Source organism: Streptomyces sp. NPDC087844, from assembly GCF_044742785.1.
In the GTDB taxonomy this organism is placed as follows: domain Bacteria; phylum Actinomycetota; class Actinomycetes; order Streptomycetales; family Streptomycetaceae; genus Streptomyces.
The window spans coordinates 1-16,063 of sequence record NZ_JBIUVD010000001.1; the positions used below are offsets into that span (position 1 = coordinate 1).

The following is a 16,063-nucleotide window of genomic DNA, read 5'->3' on the forward strand; positions in this document are numbered from 1 at the left end:
CACCCAGGCCCTCCTCCGCCTCGCCCGCCAACGCATCAGCGTCCTGTTCGCCATGCTCCGCGACGGCACCTTCTACGAATCCCGCACGCCTGCGGACGTTGAACTCGCCGCATGACCCCAGCAAGCCTGAATCACCCCAAACCCGACAGGGGTGCCTTGACGAAGGACATAGAGGCACCCCCCGGAGCCGGGGCCCGCTCCGGAACGCGTCCGGGCTACCGGGGCCGGGCACCCTCTCGCCCGACCCCGACCCCGACCCCGACCCCGATCCCGATCCCGACCCGAGCGCACCCGTGAGACACAGCCCGCTCCGGACCCCGTCCGCACTACCGGGGCGCCGGTGTCCCCTCTCCCCCCGGCCCCGGCGCCGGGGCGTACCCCGTGGGGCGGGTGGTGAAGACGCCCCGGCCCTGCGTGCGGCTCCGCAACCGGGTCGCGTAGCCGAACAGTTCGGCCAGCGGCACGGTGGCGGTGACGACGGACGCACCCGCCCGCGTGGTCGATCCGGTGACCCGGCCGCGCCGTGCCGCCAGGTCGCCGAGTACCCCGCCGACGGCCTCGTCGGGAGCGGTGACCGTGACCTCGGCCACCGGTTCCAGCACCGCCATCGCGCTCACCCGCAACGCCTCGCGGAGGGCGAGCCGTCCGGCCGTCCGGAACGCCAACTCCGAGGAGTCCTTCGGATGGGTCGCCCCGTCCCGCAGGACGACCCGCAGCCCGGTCACGGGATGCCCGCCGAGCGGACCTTCACCCAGCGCGTCCCGGCAACCGGCCTCCACGGCCCGTACGTACTCCTGCGGCACCCGGCCCCCGACGACGGCCGACCGGAACTCGAACCCGGTCGCGCTGCCCCCTTCCTCACGGCCGGCATCCCCCTCCAACGGCTGTACGTCCAGCACGACATGGGCGAACTGGCCCGCTCCGCCGTCCTGTTTGACATGCCGGTGGACCAGCCCGGCCACCCCGCGCACGACGGTCTCCCGGTACGCCACCCTCGGCCGACCGACCCTGACGTCCAGCCCCTGGGCGCGACGGATCTTCTCCACCGCCACCTCCAGATGCAGTTCGCCCATGCCCGACAGGACCGTCTGGCCGGTCTCGTCGTCGGTCCGGACGACCAGTGAGGGGTCCTCCTCGACGAGCCGTGCCAGCGCGGCCACCAGACGATCCGTGTCCGTGCTCGTCCGGGCCTCGACCGCGACCGAGACGACGGGCTCGGCGGTGGCCGGCGGTTCGAGGACCAGCGGGGCGCCGGGTGCGCACAGGGTCGATCCCGCGCGGGCGGACTTCAACCCGACCACGGCGACGATGTCCCCGGCCACGGCCCGGTCCAGCTGGGCGTGCCGGTCGGCCTGGACCCGCAGGATCCGGCCGATCCGTTCGGTGCGCGTCGCACCCGCGTCCCGCACGGCCACCACTTCTCCCTTCCGGATCGTCCCCGAGTACACCCGCAGACAGGTCAGCCGCCCGGTGGCGGTGGAGTTCACCTTGAAGGCCAGGGCCGCGAACGGCGCGCCCGGATCGGCGGCCCGCACCTGCTCGGCGCCGTCCAGCGTGCCGCGTACGGCGGGCACGTCCGACGGCGAGGGCAGATACGCGACCACGGCGTCCAACAGCGGCTCGATGCCCTGGTTGCGGTAGGCCGAGCCGCAGAGCACGACCACACCGTCACCGGTACGGGTCAGGTCGCGCAGCGCCCCCGCGAGTGTCCGCGCGGAGAGGCCGGCCGGCGTACAGAACTCCTCCAGGGCACCGGGGTGCAGTTCCGCGACGGCCTCCTCCAGCAGGCGTCGCCGCCGCTCCGCCTCTTCCCGCAGACCTTCGGGTACGGGCCCGTCCTCGACCCGTCCCTCACCCTGGTCGTCGCGCTCGTCGGCCCAGACCAACGCCCGCATACGCAGCAGATCGACGACACCGCGGAACCCGTCCTCCGAGCCGATGGGCAACTGCACGACCAGCGGCGCCGGATGCAGCCGCTCCCGGATGGACGCGACCGCCGAGTCGAGGTCGGCCCCGGCCCGGTCCAGCTTGTTGACGAAGGCGATCCGGGGCACCCCGAACCGGTCGGCCTGCCGCCACACCGACTCGCTCTGCGGTTCGACCCCCGCGACGGCGTCGAACACCGCGACCGCCCCGTCCAGCACGCGCAGCGAACGTACGACCTCGTCGGAGAAGTCGACGTGCCCCGGAGTGTCGATCAGGTTGATGCGATGCCCGTCCCAGTCACAGCTGACAGCGGCGGCGAAGATGGTGATCCCGCGATCGCGTTCCTGGGAGTCGAAGTCGGTGACGGTCGTCCCGTCATGGACCTCGCCACGCTTGTACGTGGTCCCGGTTGCGAACAGGATCCGCTCGGTGACGGTGGTCTTGCCCGCGTCGACGTGGGCGAGGATGCCGAGGTTGCGAACAGCACTCAGCGGGGCGGTGGCGAGTTGCGCGGAGCGATCGCCATGAAGGTGATGCAGGTGACGAAGGTGGAGTTCGGTACGCACGGCCCAATGCCTTCCAGGACTGGCTGATCCGGATGAGGTCGGCGCGATTCCCGTACGACGCTCGAACAGGTCGGACGTGCCAGACGTGTCAGACGTGTCGGACGTTCGAGACGGGCATCCAGTGCGGGCCGCGCAGCCTGCACCGGCTCCGCGAAGACACGAGGATCACCTCGTACCGCGACAGAGGAACGACGACAGCGGTGCGGTACCGCATGGCCGGGCTCCTCTCAGGGGTCACGGGGCGCGCCGCGGTGGTGTGCGGCACGCGTTGTGGGGCGAGTGTAGGAAACCGAACTGGCTCGGCGCACCGGGTTATTCGCGTCCGGGCCCACGGTTCCGGGCCCCACGGTTCCGGGCCCCACGGTTCCGGGCCCCGTGGTTCCGGGCCCCGTGATTCCGGGCTCCCCGGTCACGGGCTTTCCGGTCACCTGCTCCCCGGTCACTTGCTCCCCGTCCCGCCGCTGCTCGGGGCGGGCCGGAGCGATGATCGTGGGCGCTTGCCCCTGCGGGGCGGGGCTGCCCGCCCCGAGTACCTGACAGCGGGTGAGCCCGTGCCGAGACCACAGCGCGGCCGTCCACGCGCAGAGCAGCGCGTCGATGAGGTCTTCTCGGTGCTTGTAGTCGGCCGCCCGCCGGGGTGAAGGCTCCTCGGCCAGTCGGCGGGAGACCGGATGCGAGGCGAGCAGAAGGGGCGGGTCGGTGGTGGCGAGGCCCGCCAAACGGCCGATCAGCTGATCGCACGCCTGCGCCCGTACCTCTCGCCAGTCGGCCGACGGTACGCGCGCCGGCCGGCGTTTGTAGGTGGGGCGTTCCAGGCCGTAACCCAGCTCGGCCGCTCCGACGAGCGTGGTGTAGGGGTAGCACTCGGACAGGACGAGGCCGCTCGTCGGCGGTCCCTCTCTGCCGTCGTCGTAGGACCAGCCCACCTTTCGCAGCCGTTCCAGCAAGAGCACACCGGCCAGGCGGGCAGAGCCCAGGTTGGTGCTGTTCGCGCTCACCTTCCACCGGCCGTACCTCTGTCCCACCTCCCGCTCGCACGCCCGCTGGCCGGCCGGATTGTCGACGACCAGCGGCGCGTCGACGAAGACCAGGGTCGATCCGTGGACGGCCGTCCCGACCAGCCATTCCGTGGTCTCGTCGAGGCCGCGGGTCCAGCCGCAGTCGATGACCGCCCCGAAGGCGTCGACGGCGGCCACACCCGTCTCGTTGGGCCTGCGGGTTCCGCCGTGCGCCCAGGCCAGGTCGATGCCGATGAACCGCTCGATCGCCATCTCAGGCCTCAAACTCTCCGGCCACCGTCTCGACCAGTTCCGCCAGTGCGGCCGCCACGCGGGCGAGGCCGGGCCCGGCCGGGCCGCCGGGCCCGTTCATGGAGACGTCCCGGCGGGTCCCGATCACAGGATCACCGGTGACTCGGGAGCGCCGGGTGCGCCGGGTGCGCCGGGTGCGAGGCGATAAGGGGCCGGGGGTCGAAGTGCCGCTCATTCAGGCGCCCTTGGAGACGGTCACCGTCACGGTGAGGTCGCCGGAGTTGTCCGTGACGCAGCCGTCGTCGCCGTCGTTGATGCGCAGTTCGAGCGTGCCCCCGGCCGCCGCCTCGAAGGTCCACTGCTTCCCCACGATGTGGCTCTCCTCTCCCTCCCCGGCCTCGGTGAAACGTCCGAGGAGCGCGCCGAAGGGAGCCGACTCGTTGACCTTGCAGTCCGCCGCTGCGAAGTCCAGTGACCTGTCGGTCTCGGCGTCATAGCCGTCCGGTCCTGTCAGGGGCATCTCGGGGTTGTCCACGGTCCACTGCCCCGAGGTGAAGCGGACGGTGACCGTGTCGCCGGACTGGATGGGCGTGTCGGTGACCCGCTGCCAGCCCTCGGCGCCATGGACCACCGACTCGTTGACGACGGGCGTCGCGGGCAGGGGCGTACCGGCCGGCAGGGAGATGCCGGCTTCGCTTCCCGGGTCCTTGCCGTCCGACGCGTCGGCCTGGGCGGCCCGCTCGAAGGGCGGAACCCCGGCGAGGAAGAGACCGAGCCCGGCGCCCGCGAAGACGAGGGCGACCGAGGAGACCACCAGCCCCAGAACCCGTCTGTCACGCCGGTTCTCGTCCCTGCGCAGCAACGCGGACGCGGTCGCGGCGTCGTACCGCGAAGTGGGTGGCGCGTGGTCCGTCCACGGGACGTGCTGACGGGTCCGGGTCTCCGCGTCCGCGAGGGAGACCCCGGCCGGGATCGCTATCCGGACGGTGGCCGACGGCAGCGACCTGGGGTCCGCCGCGAGCCCTTCGGCGGCGTGCCGCAGAGCGGTCGTCGCGTCAGGGATGGAGGGCCGCTCCTCGGGCGCCTTGCGCAGCAGTGCCTCGACGGCCGGCAGCAGCGGGCCCAACTGCGCCGGGAGATTCGGCTGTTCGTAAGCGACGGCGTGCAGGATGGCCGCGTGCGCGGGACGGCGGAAGGGGGACGCTCCGGTGGCGGCGGTGACGAGTGTCGCGGCCAGCGACCACAGGTCCGAAGCGGGCCCGACCTCACCGCCGTTGACGCGCTCGGGCGCCATGTACTCGATGGAGCCGGCGAACTCACCGGAGTTGGTGAGTGCCTCGCCGTCGTCGAGGACGGCGATGCCGAAGTCCGTCAGGACCGCGCTGCCGTCGCGGCGGAGCAGGACGTTGGCCGGTTTGACATCCCGGTGCAGGGCCCCGGCGGCGTGCACGGCGTCGAGCGCGCCGAGCAGTTGCGCCCCCAGTGCGGCGACCCGCGTCGGCTCCACCGGACCGTTGCGCGCGATGAGTTGGGCGAGGGAGGGGCCGTCGATGAGCTCCATGACGATCCAGAGCCGGTCCTCGTACTCGACGAGGTCGTGGACCCCGACCACATGCGGGTGCGACACCCTGGCCACCACCCGTGCCTCCCGTACGGCACGGCGCAGCCATACGCGGTGGTCCTCGTCGCCCTGGGTGAAGACGTGCAACTCCTTGGCCGCGACATCCCGCGCGAGCAGTTGGTCGTGGGCCCGCCAGACGGTGCCCATGCCGCCCCTGCCGAGCTGGTCGGTCAGCCGGTACCGACCCGCGATCAGACGCCCGGCACCCCGTGCCGCGCGCGCCGCACCCTGCTGATCATCACTGCCGGACAACACGCCCGCCTCACGCCCCTCCCGATGGCTTTCTCGCCACCGGCCCCATGCATCACTCGAACACCGGCGAGCATAGCGGTGGGAACTGACCCCGGAACGACGGCTGGGGAAGAAGAGAGGGGCCGGGCGGCGACGGGCAACGGCAGGACCGCCGGGGCTCATAGCGCACGCAACGCATTTGTCCCGGACACCACCGCCAACCGCCATGTCTGATGCACGGCCGACAGCAACCTGTTCGCTCGGTTGTGGCACCGGCCTGGGTCGCCCGGTCGGCGTCCGGCTCAGTGACGGAGGGCGCGAAAGGTGCGGGAGGCGGGCAGGACAAACGACGAACCGTCCTTTAAGGCGCCAGGTCGGGCACTCTGACAAGCGTCTCTGGGGGCGCCGACCCCCGCTTCACCCGGGCCGCGCTGGACGAAGCCGACCGCGCTTACACGCTGCGGTGCGCGTGCCTGGACGAGCGCCGACCGCGTCGGTCACAGCGTGAGCGTGGCCCAGACCGTCTTGCCGGCGGGGTGGTGGGGGCGAGCGCCCCAGTCGTCGGCGAGTGCCTGGACGAGCATCAGCCCCCTGCCCGACTCCCCCTCGGCGGTCGCGTCCGTGTGCGGTGCGGGAAGCCGGTCGCCCCGGGCGTCGGTCACCTCGATGAGCAGGGACGTGCTGCCGAGGGTGAGGTTCAGACGGGCCTCACGGCCTCGCACTCTGCCGTGCAGGGCCGCGTTCGCGGTGAGTTCGGCGATGAGGAGGGATGCGGCGTCCGCGTCCGCTCCCCCACCCGGTACGGCCGGCGGCAGGTGGTCCGCCAGCCAGCGTTCGGCGTCGTGGCGGACGGTGTGCGCGCCGTATTCAGTGGTGGGGAAGAGGCTGCTGAAGTTGAGATGGCCGGCGGGCGCGAGCGGGTCGCGGGTCGCGGCAGATAATTCTTGGTTCACCTCACAGAGCGTGGTTGATCCGACCTACCCTCGGGAGTGACGATGCGTGTACGGGGAGTCACTGTCCGGGCGTACAGGTCGGGTTGTACGGGTGGCCGGGCTAGCTGTACGGGCGTACGTCCGTGGCCTCGGGCACCCTGCGCTCGGTGAACTCCGGCCGGATCGGTGACCAGTATGGGAGTGGTGGTGCGGGATGGCGGGACAGCCGGAGGCGGGCGCGGGCGCGGGTGACGGCGGCACGGAGGGTACGGAGGGTACGGAGGATGTGTCGGACCTCTTCCGTGCTGTCGGACGCCAGATCAGGACCGCGCGTGAGCGGGCCGGGTTGAGCCAGAAGGAACTGGGCCAGCGGGTCGGCTACGGCGAGGAGCAGATCTCGTCGGTCGAGCGGGGGCGCAGGACGCCGCAGCCGGAGTTCCTGGCGACGGTGGACGAACTCCTGGAGTGCGGTGGGCTGTTGGCGGTCGCGGCGGAGGATGTGGAGCGGGCGAAGGCTCGGAGACGGGTGCGGCATCCGGAGTGGTTTCGGGATTTCGCGGCACTGGAGGCGCAGGCCGTCGAGCTGTGCTACTTCGCCAACCAGGCTGTGCCGGGCCTCTTCCAAACGGAGTCCTACGCACGCTCCGTGTTCGCCAGTAGGCAACCATTCTTCGACGAGGAGTCGATCGAGCAGCGTGTCACGGCAAGGCTCGCTCGACAGGAGTTGCTGATCCGCTGGCCCCCGCCGACCGTGAGCGCGATCGTGCAGGAAGCCGTGCTGCGACAGCCCTTCGGCGGCCCGAAGATCCAGCGCGAGCAGTTGGAATGCCTCGTGAAAGTGGCCCGCTTGCGGCATGTCGAGATTCAGGTGATGCCCACACTCAGTGAAGACCACGCCGGGATGGGCGGCCCGTTCACCCTGCTCGAAATCAAGGGCAGGCCGCGCATGGCCTACCTGGAGGTCCAGCACACCAGCCGCCTCATCACCGACCCTGAAGACGTACGGGTTCTCGCCGCGAAATATGGCAGCATCCGTGGGCAGGCGCTCACCACCCGAGAGTCCCTGCGCCTGATCGAGACGATGCTGGGAGACCTATGAGCACCGAACGGCCTATACAGCTCAACTGGTTCAAGAGCACGTACAGCGGTGACGAAGGCGGCGAGTGCGTTGAAGTTGCCGTCGACCGGGCCGCGATCCGTGTGCGGGACTCCAAAGAGCACGGCGACTCACAACTCGCGTTCGCCCGGGACGCGTGGACAGGATTCGTCGCCGCCCTCGGGCGGGACCGATCGCGCTGACCGCCCCGCCCGTAAGCATCAGCATCAGCGTCAGCGTCAGCGTCAGCACCACCCTCAGGCCGCGTGGCCCGACCCCTCGCCCGGCGGCGGGTCCAGCAGCGTCTGGTACGCGTCGCCGGTCGCGCGGGCTTTGGCCATCCGGCCGCAGGCGTCGACATCGAAGATGAGGTTCCTGGTGCGACTGGTACCGGCAGGTTCTCGTCCTCACGCTGCACGACGGGGAATGTCTCCTTGAGCGCTACGCCGCCGCGTGGCCGAACAGAGCTGGGCGTGCCGTTGGAACGGGTGCCGGAGACCTGCGGCAGACCGGCCGCCAAGCCCGTGCGGGCGTCCCGTGCCGCCGAGCCGGGACAGGCTGTGCATAGCTGAGGCCCGCTTCCGACTGCGCGTCGCACGGGCGGTCGGGGCAGGAAGCTCAGAGACAGTGCCCGACGCCACAGCAGGGAGAGCCCGACTGCCCCATGGCGCACCACGGCCTGAGCAGGGGGTGGGGTGGTAATTTTCGTGAACTCTCAGACACCGCACGCCGCCCGCGGCAACAATGCGTATGTGAGTGATGACTGGAAGCGACGAATGGAACAGGCTGCGGCCGAGCTCCTGCGCCGGGACGACCCGGTGGCCCTGGTCCGCGAGGTGGACGCACTCGACGCCTCAAGCCGTTACCCCTATGTGTGGCCGCGCGGCCCGGTGTTCGGTGTGGCCGCGCTCGGCCCGGAATCCGGTGCCCGCTGGCGGCTGGTTTCCGAGGCCACCGACGGCACCCCGCAAGAAGCCCGGGACGCCCTCAACTCGCTGTTGTGGTTGCGGGCGAAGGACGAGGCCGGCACCGTCGCCGAACGCCGCGAACTCCTCGCGACCGTGCACCTCCTGGAGTGCGAGCGGATCGACGAACTCGCCGTCCTCGGCACCCGCTACCGCGTCGTACGCGGCGACGAGTACGCACACTGCGGCTTGACCGAGGGCCCGGAACCGCCCCGCCCCACCGACCCCGAACCCGCCGACCGCTCCTGGCGCCACCAGCCCGGCCGCGCCCGGGCCCTGCCCGACATCGGCCACCCCCTGGACGCCCTGATGGGTGATCCCAAGGCATCTCCAGGCATCATGGCCGAAGGCAACCGCCAAGCTCTCCGGGGCTTCACCTACGAGGGCGAGCACGTCCCGCCCGCCATGCGTGCCGAATCCCGGCAGGCGGTCCGCGACCATCCTGAACTCGTCCTGCTCCCGGTCGGATTCGGCGTCGTCAAGCGCACCGGGACCGGCTGGACCCCGGTCGGCCGCCTCCAGCCGACCCCGCACGACGCTCGCCGGGTCCTCCACGACGGCTTGTCCGGAATCTGGGCCGACATGTACGACCTGGACACCGCGACCCGCGGGGCCTACGAACGCGCCGCCGAACGCCTAAAATCCACACTGAGCTTGAACGAGATGACGGTTCAGGGCGACAGTTACCGCATCTGCCGCATCGAACGCATGCTGCGCACCGGCCCCGACGGCCCTGAGCCACCCCGCCCTTCCGACCCGGAAAACACCGAGCCGATGCGGATCCGCCCGCTTCTGGACGAACACGGCGCCATCCAACCCGAGCCCGACAGCCCGAGCCCGGCAGTATGAGCCCGGCGGTATGAGCCCGGCGGTATGAGCACAGCAGCATGAGCACGGGCGGCGGCGTCGGGCCGGCCGGGTCGTCGCCCTCGGCGCGGGCGTACTCGACGAGATCCTTCACCCGGCCCGGCGCCGCGTAGTACTCCTGGAGGCCCGGCCACTGCTCCATCGCAGCGCCGAACTCCTCCTGGGGCCAGTACAGCGCGCACAGCAGCGGCGGCCTCGTCCCCGTCGCAGGCAATAAAGGGTCTGGAGTTCCGCGCGGTCGCCGTGCTCGGGGTTTCCGCGGGCGCTGTGCCCTTCACCCGGGAGGTCACTCCGGCCGAGGTGGACCGACTCCAGCACGAGGCCGATCTGCTGCGAGAGCGCTGCCTGCTGTTCGTGGCATGCACACGAGCGCGCGAGACGCTCCGGGTGTCGTGGAACGGTAAAGCCAGCCAGTTCGTTACAGGGCCCCGCGAACAGACCAGAAACATGTAGATAACGCCTCTTGTGCCCCGGCTCAGGGTTGGCGCCGGAACCCTGCGCGGGCGCGATGCGCGCACACGAATACCCCTGTTCAGCACTGCGAACAGGGGTATTCGATCGTGATCGTTGATCGTGTCCGAGGGGGGACTTGAACCCCCACGCCCGATAAAGGGCACTAGCACCTCAAGCTAGCGCGTCTGCCATTCCGCCACCCGGACCAGGTGCCTGCCGCCTGGACGGGGGTGTTCCCCGCGGCGACATGGACAACAATACCAAGCTTTCAGAGTGGCTTTCACCTGCGTTTCCGCGCCCCGGCGGGGTACCGCTCGGGGCGCGGACGATGCTCCACGACCTCACTCCGGGTGACTGAAAAACTACGGTATTAGACGGGCGGAGGCGGTCACGGCATCAAGTGGTACTCCGGGAAGTTCCCCGGCAGCCTCTCCCCCGCCGGCCCGTGCGTGACCGCACGCACCAGCAGGTCACCACCGACGAACGCGCCGCGCCAGGACGCACCGAAGCCGCCGAACAGTTCGTCGCGGTCGCCCCTGGAGCGGGGCTTCCCGTGACCGACCTTGAAGGCGCGGATCTGCGGGGCCAGCCGCTTGTACGTGGCCTCGTCGTCGGTGGACAGGGTCGCGACCAGCGCGCCGTTCGACGCGTTCATCGCGGCCAGCAGTTCCGCCTCCGTGTCGACCAGGACGATCGTGTCGACCGGGCCGAAGGGTTCCGCGTGGTGCAGCGGGGAGGACGGGGGCGGGTTCAGGATCGTGACCGGCTGGACGTACGCGGAGGTGTCCTGGCCGGGCAGGAAGCGGGCGTCGGTGAGCTTGCCGCGGTGCAGTGGGACGGCGCCGCGGTCGATGGCCTCGGCGACCTGGTCGTGCAGTTCCTTCGCCTTGGCCGCGTTGATCACCGGCCCGAAGTCCAGCTGCGGGTACGGGTCGTCGGGGTGCTCGACAGCCAGGGGGTGGCCGACGCGGAGGGTGCCGACCGCCGGGAGGTACGCCGCGAGGAACTCGTCGAACAGCTCGCGCTGGACGACGAACCGCGGGTAGGCCGTGCAGCGCTGCTTGCCGTAGTCGAAGAGTTTGGGGATGACGGCCGTCAGCGCGTCCCAGTCGGTGTGGTTCCAGATGCCCCAGGTGTTCAGTCCCTCCTGTTCGAGTACGTGTCGCTTGCCGAGGTCGGCGACGGCCGTGGCCACCGCGGCGCCCGTGTCCCGGCCGCCGACGAAGGAGACGCAGCCGATCTCGGGCGCGCGCACGAGCACCTGGGACAGTTCGCCTCCGCTGCCGCTGACGAGGGTGACGGGTATCCCCTCGCGGGCGGCGAGCGCGCAGGCCAGGGTGAGGCATGCGACGCCGCCGTCGGTCGGGGTCTTGGCGATGACCGCGTTGCCTGCCAGTGCCTGTACCAGCACTGCGTGAACGAGCACGCTCATCGGGTAGTTCCAGCTCGCGATGTTGGACACGGGTCCGTCCAGCGGGGTCCGGTCCGCGAGCATGGGTTCGATGCCGTCGACGTACCAACGCACGCCGTCGATGGCGCGGTCGACGTCGGCCTGCGCGAGCCGCCAGGGCTTGCCGATCTCCCAGACGAGGAGGAGGGCGAGCAGTTCCCGGTGTTCGGTAAGGGCGTCGAGGGTGGCCGCGACGCGGGCCCGGCGCTCTTCGAGGGGTACGTGGCGCCAGGCACGGTGGTGGTCGAGGGCGGCGCGGACGGCCTGGTGGGCCGTGGCACCGTCCAGTCGCGGCGGTCCGGCGATGGGGCTGCCGTCGACGGGGCTGGTGGCGGGCAGGACCCGGCCGTCCGCCTGCCAGGCGGCGCCCCAGAGGTTGCGGACGCGGTCGTCCTGGAAGGCCTCGGGCGCCACGGCGAGACAGCGCTGCCAGGCGTCGGTCCACGAGGTACGGGACTTGAGGACGAGGGTGGGTGTGAGGGTGGGTGCCATTCGGTTGCTCCGCTCTCGGTGCACAGTCGGGGGCGGTCGTTCATGGCTGGTCCCTCGTGCGCGAGCACCGGCAGTGCGCGCCCGGCACGGGGACGTCGTACAGGGGTCGTGCAGAGGTGCCGTTCGGGTACGTCGTACAGGGGTCGTGCAGAGGTGCCGTTCGGGTACGTCGTACGGGTATGCCACAAGGCTGTACGGGTACGTCACGAGGTCGTCCGGGTACGTCACCAGGTCGTCCGGGTACGTCGTACGGCGACGCTAACGACGCGGGGCGGCGTCCGTAAGTGATGGCACGTCAACTATGAGTGACATCACGTTCCGCTTCGAGCCGGGCCAGCACCAGCCGGGCCGTCTCGGTCGGGGTGCCGCCCACTTGCACGCCCGCCGCTTCGAGCGCCTCCTTCTTCGCCTGGGCCGTGCCGGAGGAGCCGGAGACGATGGCGCCGGCGTGGCCCATCGTCTTGCCCTCGGGGGCGGTGAAGCCGGCGATGTAGCCGATGACGGGTTTGGTGACGTGGTCGCGGACGTACGCGGCCGCGCGTTCCTCGGCGTCGCCGCCGATCTCGCCGATGAGCACGATGAGTTCGGTGTCGGGGTCGTCCTGGAAGGCGGCGAGGCAGTCGATGTGGGTGGTGCCGACGACGGGATCGCCGCCGATGCCGACACAGGTCGAGAAGCCGATGTCCCGCAACTCGTACATGAGTTGATAGGTGAGCGTGCCGGACTTGGAGACCAGGCCGATACGGCCGGGCTTGGTGATGTCGGCGGGGATGATGCCCGCGTTGGCCTGGCCCGGGGTGATCAGGCCGGGGCAGTTGGGGCCGACGATCCGCGTACCCTTCGCCCTCGCGTACGTCGTGAAGGCGACCGAGTCGTGGACCGGGATGCCCTCCGTGATGACGACGGCGAGGCCGATACCGGCGTCGGCGGCCTCGACGACCGCCGCTTTGGCGAAGGCCGGTGGGACGAAGACGACGCTGACGTCGGCGCCGGTCGCCTCGATGCCCTCGCGCACGGAGCCGAAGACGGGGACTGCGCGGTCGTCGAAGTCGACGCTCCGGCCGGCCTTGCGCGGATTGACGCCGCCGACGACGTCGGTGCCGGCGGCGAGCATGCGCCGGGTGTGCTTCATGCCTTCGCCGCCGGTCATTCCCTGGACGAGGACCTTGCTCTCTTTGGTGAGGTAGATGGCCATGTCCCGCTCCTTCAGGCTGCGTCGGCGAGTTGGGCCGCACGGCGCGCGGCGCCGTCCATGGTGGTGGCCTGCTGGACCATGGGGTGCGCGCGGTCGTCCAGGATCGCGCGGCCTCGTACGGCGTTGTTGCCGTCGAGGCGGACGACGAGCGGTTTGGTCAGCTGGACGGTGTCCAGGGCCTGCACGATGCCGTCGGCGACCGCGTCACAGGCGGTGATGCCGCCGAAGACGTTGACGAAGACCGATGTGACGGCCGGGTCGGAGAGGATGACGGAGAGGCCGTCGGCCATGATCTGGGCGGAGGCGCCGCCGCCGATGTCGAGGAAGTTGGCGGGGCGTGCGCCGCAGCCGGCGACCACGTCGAGGGTCGACATGACGAGACCCGCGCCGTTGCCGATGATGCCGACCTCGCCGTCGAGTTTCACGTAGTTGAGGCCCTTGGCCGCGGCGGCCGCCTCCAGCGGGTCGTCGTGGGGCGATTCCTGGCCGCCCCAACGTGCCTGCCGGAAGCGGGCGTTGTCGTCGAGAGTGACCTTGCCGTCGAGGGCGAGGATCTGCCCCTGTGCCGTACGGACGAGGGGGTTGACCTCGACGAGTACGGCGTCTTCGCGGATGAGTACGTCCCAGAGCCTGACCAGGACGTCGACGGTCTGCGGGGGCAGGCCCGCGGCCTCGGCGATCTCGGCGGCCTTCGCCGTGGTGACGCCCTCGGCCGGGTCGATGTGGAGGCGCGCCACCGCGTCGGGGCGGGTGGCGGCGACCTCCTCGATGTCCATGCCGCCCTCGGCCGAGGCGATCGCGAGGAACCGGCCGGCCGCGCGGTCGAGTACGTAACTGACGTAGAACTCGCTGTCGATGTCGACCGGTTGGGCCAGCATCACCTTGCCGACCGTGTGGCCCTTGATGTCCATGCCGAGGATCTGGCGTGCTGTCAGTTCGGCGGCGGCCGGGTCCGCGGCGAGTTTCACGCCGCCCGCCTTGCCCCGTCCGCCGGTCTTCACCTGCGCCTTGACGACGACGCGGCCGCCCAGCCTGCGGGCGATCTCACGTGCCTCCTTGGGCGAGTCGGTGACCTCCGCCCTCGGCACCAAGATGCCGTGTTCTTCGAAGAGTTCCCTTGCCTGGTGCTCGAACAGGTCCATTCCGGCTCCCTCTTAAAAGTGCCGCACGCCCCCTGGACACCACCCACCGGATGCGGGATAACAAGCTTCATACAGTATTCGTCGACTGTATGCAATGTACCGCGACGGCATCCACGAACAGTGCCCGCACCACGTACGAACTGCGTTTCCGCACGCCCAATCCCCTACGAAGGGACAGGACTTCGCCATGCCCGACGACAACAGCCAGAACCTCATCTCCGGTGGGCACCTGGTCGCCAAGGCACTCAAAGCGGAGGGTGTGGAGGTCATCTACACGCTCTGCGGCGGCCACATCATCGACATATACGACGGCTGCGTCGACGAGGGCATCGAAGTCGTCGACGTACGCCACGAGCAGGTCGCCGCCCACGCCGCCGACGGTTACGCACGCATCACCGGCAAGCCCGGCTGCGCCGTCGTCACCGCCGGTCCCGGCACGACCGACGCCGTGACGGGTGTCGCCAACGCCTTCCGCGCGGAGTCCCCCATGCTGCTGATCGGCGGCCAGGGGGCGCACAGCCAGCACAAGATGGGGTCCCTGCAGGACCTGCCGCACGTCGACATGATGACGCCGATCACCAAGTTCGCGGCGACCGTGCCGGACACCGCGCGGGTCGCCGACATGGTGTCCATGGCGTTCCGCGAGTGCTACCACGGGGCGCCGGGGCCGTCCTTCCTGGAGATCCCGCGCGACGTCCTGGACGCCAAGGTGCCGGTGGAGAAGGCCCGGGTGCCCGCCGCCGGCCAGTACCGGGCCTCGACCCGCTCGGCCGGTGACCCCGAGGCCGTCGAGGAGCTCGCCGACCTCCTCGTGCACGCCGAGAAGCCGGCGATCCTGCTGGGCAGCCAGGTGTGGACGTCCCGGGGCACCGCGTCCGCCATCGACCTCGTACGCACCCTCAACATCCCCGCCTACATGAACGGCGCCGGACGCGGCACGCTGCCGCCCGGGGACCCGCACCACTTCCAGCTCTCGCGCCGGTACGCCTTCTCCAACGCCGATGTCATCGTCATCGTCGGCACACCCTTCGACTTCCGCATGGGCTACGGCAAGCGGCTGTCGCCGGACGCGACCGTCGTACAGATCGACCTCGACTACCGCACCGTCGGCAAGAACCGGGACATCGACCTCGGCATCGTCGGGGACCCGGGGCTCGTCCTGAAGTCGGTCACGGAGGCCGCCTCCGGACGTCTGAACGGAGGCGCGTCGAGGCGCAAGGAGTGGCTCGACGAGCTGCGCGCCGCCGAGCAGACCGCCATCGAGAAGCGGCTGCCGAGCCTGAAGTCGGACGCCTCCCCGATCCACCCGTACCGGCTGGTCAGCGAGATCAACGACTTCCTGACCGAGGACTCCATCTACATCGGGGACGGCGGCGACATCGTCACCTTCTCCGGGCAGGTCGTGCAGCCCAAGTCACCCGGGCACTGGATGGACCCGGGACCGCTCGGCACGCTCGGTGTCGGCATCCCGTTCGTGCTCGCCGCCAAGAAGGCGCGGCCCGACAAGGAGGTCGTCGCCCTCTTCGGGGACGGCGCCTTCTCCCTCACCGGCTGGGACTTCGAGACCCTGGTCCGCTACGACCTCCCCTTCGTCGGCATCGTCGGCAACAACTCCTCCATGAACCAGATCCGCTACGGCCAGGCCGCCAAGTACGGCCTGGAGCGCGAGCGCGTCGGCAACACCCTCGGCGACGTCCACTACGACAAGTTCGCGCAGATGCTGGGCGGTTACGGCGAGGAGGTCCGCGACCCCGCCGACATCGGCCCGGCCCTCCAGCGCGCCCGCGAGTCGGGCAAGCCGTCGCTCATCAACGTCTGGGTCGACCCGGACGCGTACGCCCCCGGAACCATGAACCAGACGATGTACAAGTGAGGTG

General features: G+C 70.5%; 12 protein-coding genes, 1 tRNA gene and 1 pseudogene. 5 read left to right on the plus strand and 9 right to left on the minus strand.

What is annotated here, in order from left to right; translation table 11 throughout:
• Positions 1 to 326: 326 nt before the first annotated feature.
• The 5 genes from fusA to ACIOKD_RS00025 form a co-directional block, all read right to left on the minus strand.
• On the minus strand, positions 327 to 2,465 hold the full coding sequence (fusA, locus tag ACIOKD_RS00005) for an elongation factor G (protein ID WP_402077617.1): 2,139 nt from the start codon (positions 2,463 to 2,465) through the stop codon (positions 327 to 329).
• Between the two features lie 254 nt (positions 2,466 to 2,719).
• Positions 2,720 to 3,763: a DUF429 domain-containing protein gene (locus ACIOKD_RS00010; RefSeq protein WP_402076387.1), complete on the minus strand. Its 1,044-nt coding sequence runs from the start codon at positions 3,761 to 3,763 to the stop codon at positions 2,720 to 2,722.
• Position 3,764: 1 nt separating this feature from the next.
• Positions 3,765 to 3,890, minus strand: coding sequence for a hypothetical protein (locus ACIOKD_RS00015; RefSeq protein WP_402076388.1), 126 nt, complete (start codon positions 3,888 to 3,890; stop codon positions 3,765 to 3,767).
• An 87-nt stretch (positions 3,891 to 3,977) separates the two neighbouring features.
• On the minus strand, positions 3,978 to 5,615 hold the full coding sequence (locus ACIOKD_RS00020; protein ID WP_402076389.1) for a serine/threonine-protein kinase: 1,638 nt from the start codon (positions 5,613 to 5,615) through the stop codon (positions 3,978 to 3,980).
• 476 nt (positions 5,616 to 6,091) lie between these two features.
• On the minus strand, positions 6,092 to 6,547 hold the full coding sequence (locus tag ACIOKD_RS00025; RefSeq protein WP_402076390.1) for an ATP-binding protein: 456 nt from the start codon (positions 6,545 to 6,547) through the stop codon (positions 6,092 to 6,094).
• 193 nt (positions 6,548 to 6,740) lie between these two features.
• On the opposite strand from ACIOKD_RS00025, the gene ACIOKD_RS00030 reads away from it, so the two are divergent.
• The 4 genes and pseudogenes from ACIOKD_RS00030 to ACIOKD_RS00045 form a co-directional block, all read left to right on the plus strand.
• Complete coding sequence (locus ACIOKD_RS00030; protein WP_402076391.1) at positions 6,741 to 7,625, plus strand: Scr1 family TA system antitoxin-like transcriptional regulator; 885 nt, start codon at positions 6,741 to 6,743, stop codon at positions 7,623 to 7,625.
• Positions 7,622 to 7,825: a DUF397 domain-containing protein gene (locus ACIOKD_RS00035; RefSeq protein ID WP_402076392.1), complete on the plus strand. Its 204-nt coding sequence runs from the start codon at positions 7,622 to 7,624 to the stop codon at positions 7,823 to 7,825. Before ACIOKD_RS00030 ends, ACIOKD_RS00035 begins: the two co-directional genes overlap by 4 nt.
• Positions 7,826 to 8,374: 549 nt before the next feature.
• Positions 8,375 to 9,436, plus strand: a complete 1,062-nt coding sequence (locus tag ACIOKD_RS00040; protein WP_402076393.1) for a DUF5954 family protein — start codon at positions 8,375 to 8,377, stop codon at positions 9,434 to 9,436.
• 228 nt (positions 9,437 to 9,664) lie between these two features.
• A pseudogene (locus ACIOKD_RS00045) lies at positions 9,665 to 9,907 on the plus strand (3'-5' exonuclease); the annotation flags it as partial.
• 121 nt (positions 9,908 to 10,028) lie between these two features.
• Here ACIOKD_RS00045 and ACIOKD_RS00050 read toward each other — a convergent pair.
• From ACIOKD_RS00050 to sucC, 4 genes are all read right to left on the minus strand, one after another.
• A tRNA-Leu gene (locus ACIOKD_RS00050) sits at positions 10,029 to 10,113 on the minus strand.
• Positions 10,114 to 10,295: 182 nt separating this feature from the next.
• Positions 10,296 to 11,849: an aldehyde dehydrogenase family protein gene (locus ACIOKD_RS00055; protein ID WP_402076394.1), complete on the minus strand. Its 1,554-nt coding sequence runs from the start codon at positions 11,847 to 11,849 to the stop codon at positions 10,296 to 10,298.
• Positions 11,850 to 12,144: 295 nt separating this feature from the next.
• Positions 12,145 to 13,044 (minus strand): succinate--CoA ligase subunit alpha, encoded by a 900-nt coding sequence (sucD, locus tag ACIOKD_RS00060; RefSeq protein WP_402076395.1) that lies wholly within the window; start codon positions 13,042 to 13,044, stop codon positions 12,145 to 12,147.
• A gap of 11 nt (positions 13,045 to 13,055) precedes the next feature.
• A complete protein-coding gene (gene sucC / locus ACIOKD_RS00065; RefSeq protein ID WP_402076396.1) occupies positions 13,056 to 14,186 on the minus strand; it encodes an ADP-forming succinate--CoA ligase subunit beta in 1,131 nt (376 codons plus the stop codon).
• 187 nt (positions 14,187 to 14,373) lie between these two features.
• Here sucC and ACIOKD_RS00070 point away from each other — a divergent pair, with 187 nt between their 5' ends.
• On the plus strand, positions 14,374 to 16,059 hold the full coding sequence (locus tag ACIOKD_RS00070) for a thiamine pyrophosphate-binding protein (protein ID WP_402076397.1): 1,686 nt from the start codon (positions 14,374 to 14,376) through the stop codon (positions 16,057 to 16,059).
• Positions 16,060 to 16,063 lie beyond the last annotated feature (4 nt).

What these genes read in the sequence shown, in the direction of transcription:
- ACIOKD_RS00070 (WP_402076397.1), top strand. Translation starts at nt 14,374, where the DNA reads ATGCCCGACGACAACAGCCAGAACCTCATCTCCGGTGGGCACCTGGTC.
- sucD (WP_402076395.1), bottom strand. Translation starts at nt 13,044, where the DNA reads ATGGCCATCTACCTCACCAAAGAGAGCAAGGTCCTCGTCCAGGGAATG.
- ACIOKD_RS00030 (WP_402076391.1), top strand. Translation starts at nt 6,741, where the DNA reads ATGGCGGGACAGCCGGAGGCGGGCGCGGGCGCGGGTGACGGCGGCACG.
- ACIOKD_RS00035 (WP_402076392.1), top strand. Translation starts at nt 7,622, where the DNA reads ATGAGCACCGAACGGCCTATACAGCTCAACTGGTTCAAGAGCACGTAC.
- ACIOKD_RS00055 (WP_402076394.1), bottom strand. Translation starts at nt 11,849, where the DNA reads ATGGCACCCACCCTCACACCCACCCTCGTCCTCAAGTCCCGTACCTCG.
- ACIOKD_RS00010 (WP_402076387.1), bottom strand. Translation starts at nt 3,763, where the DNA reads ATGGCGATCGAGCGGTTCATCGGCATCGACCTGGCCTGGGCGCACGGC.
- sucC (WP_402076396.1), bottom strand. Translation starts at nt 14,186, where the DNA reads ATGGACCTGTTCGAGCACCAGGCAAGGGAACTCTTCGAAGAACACGGC.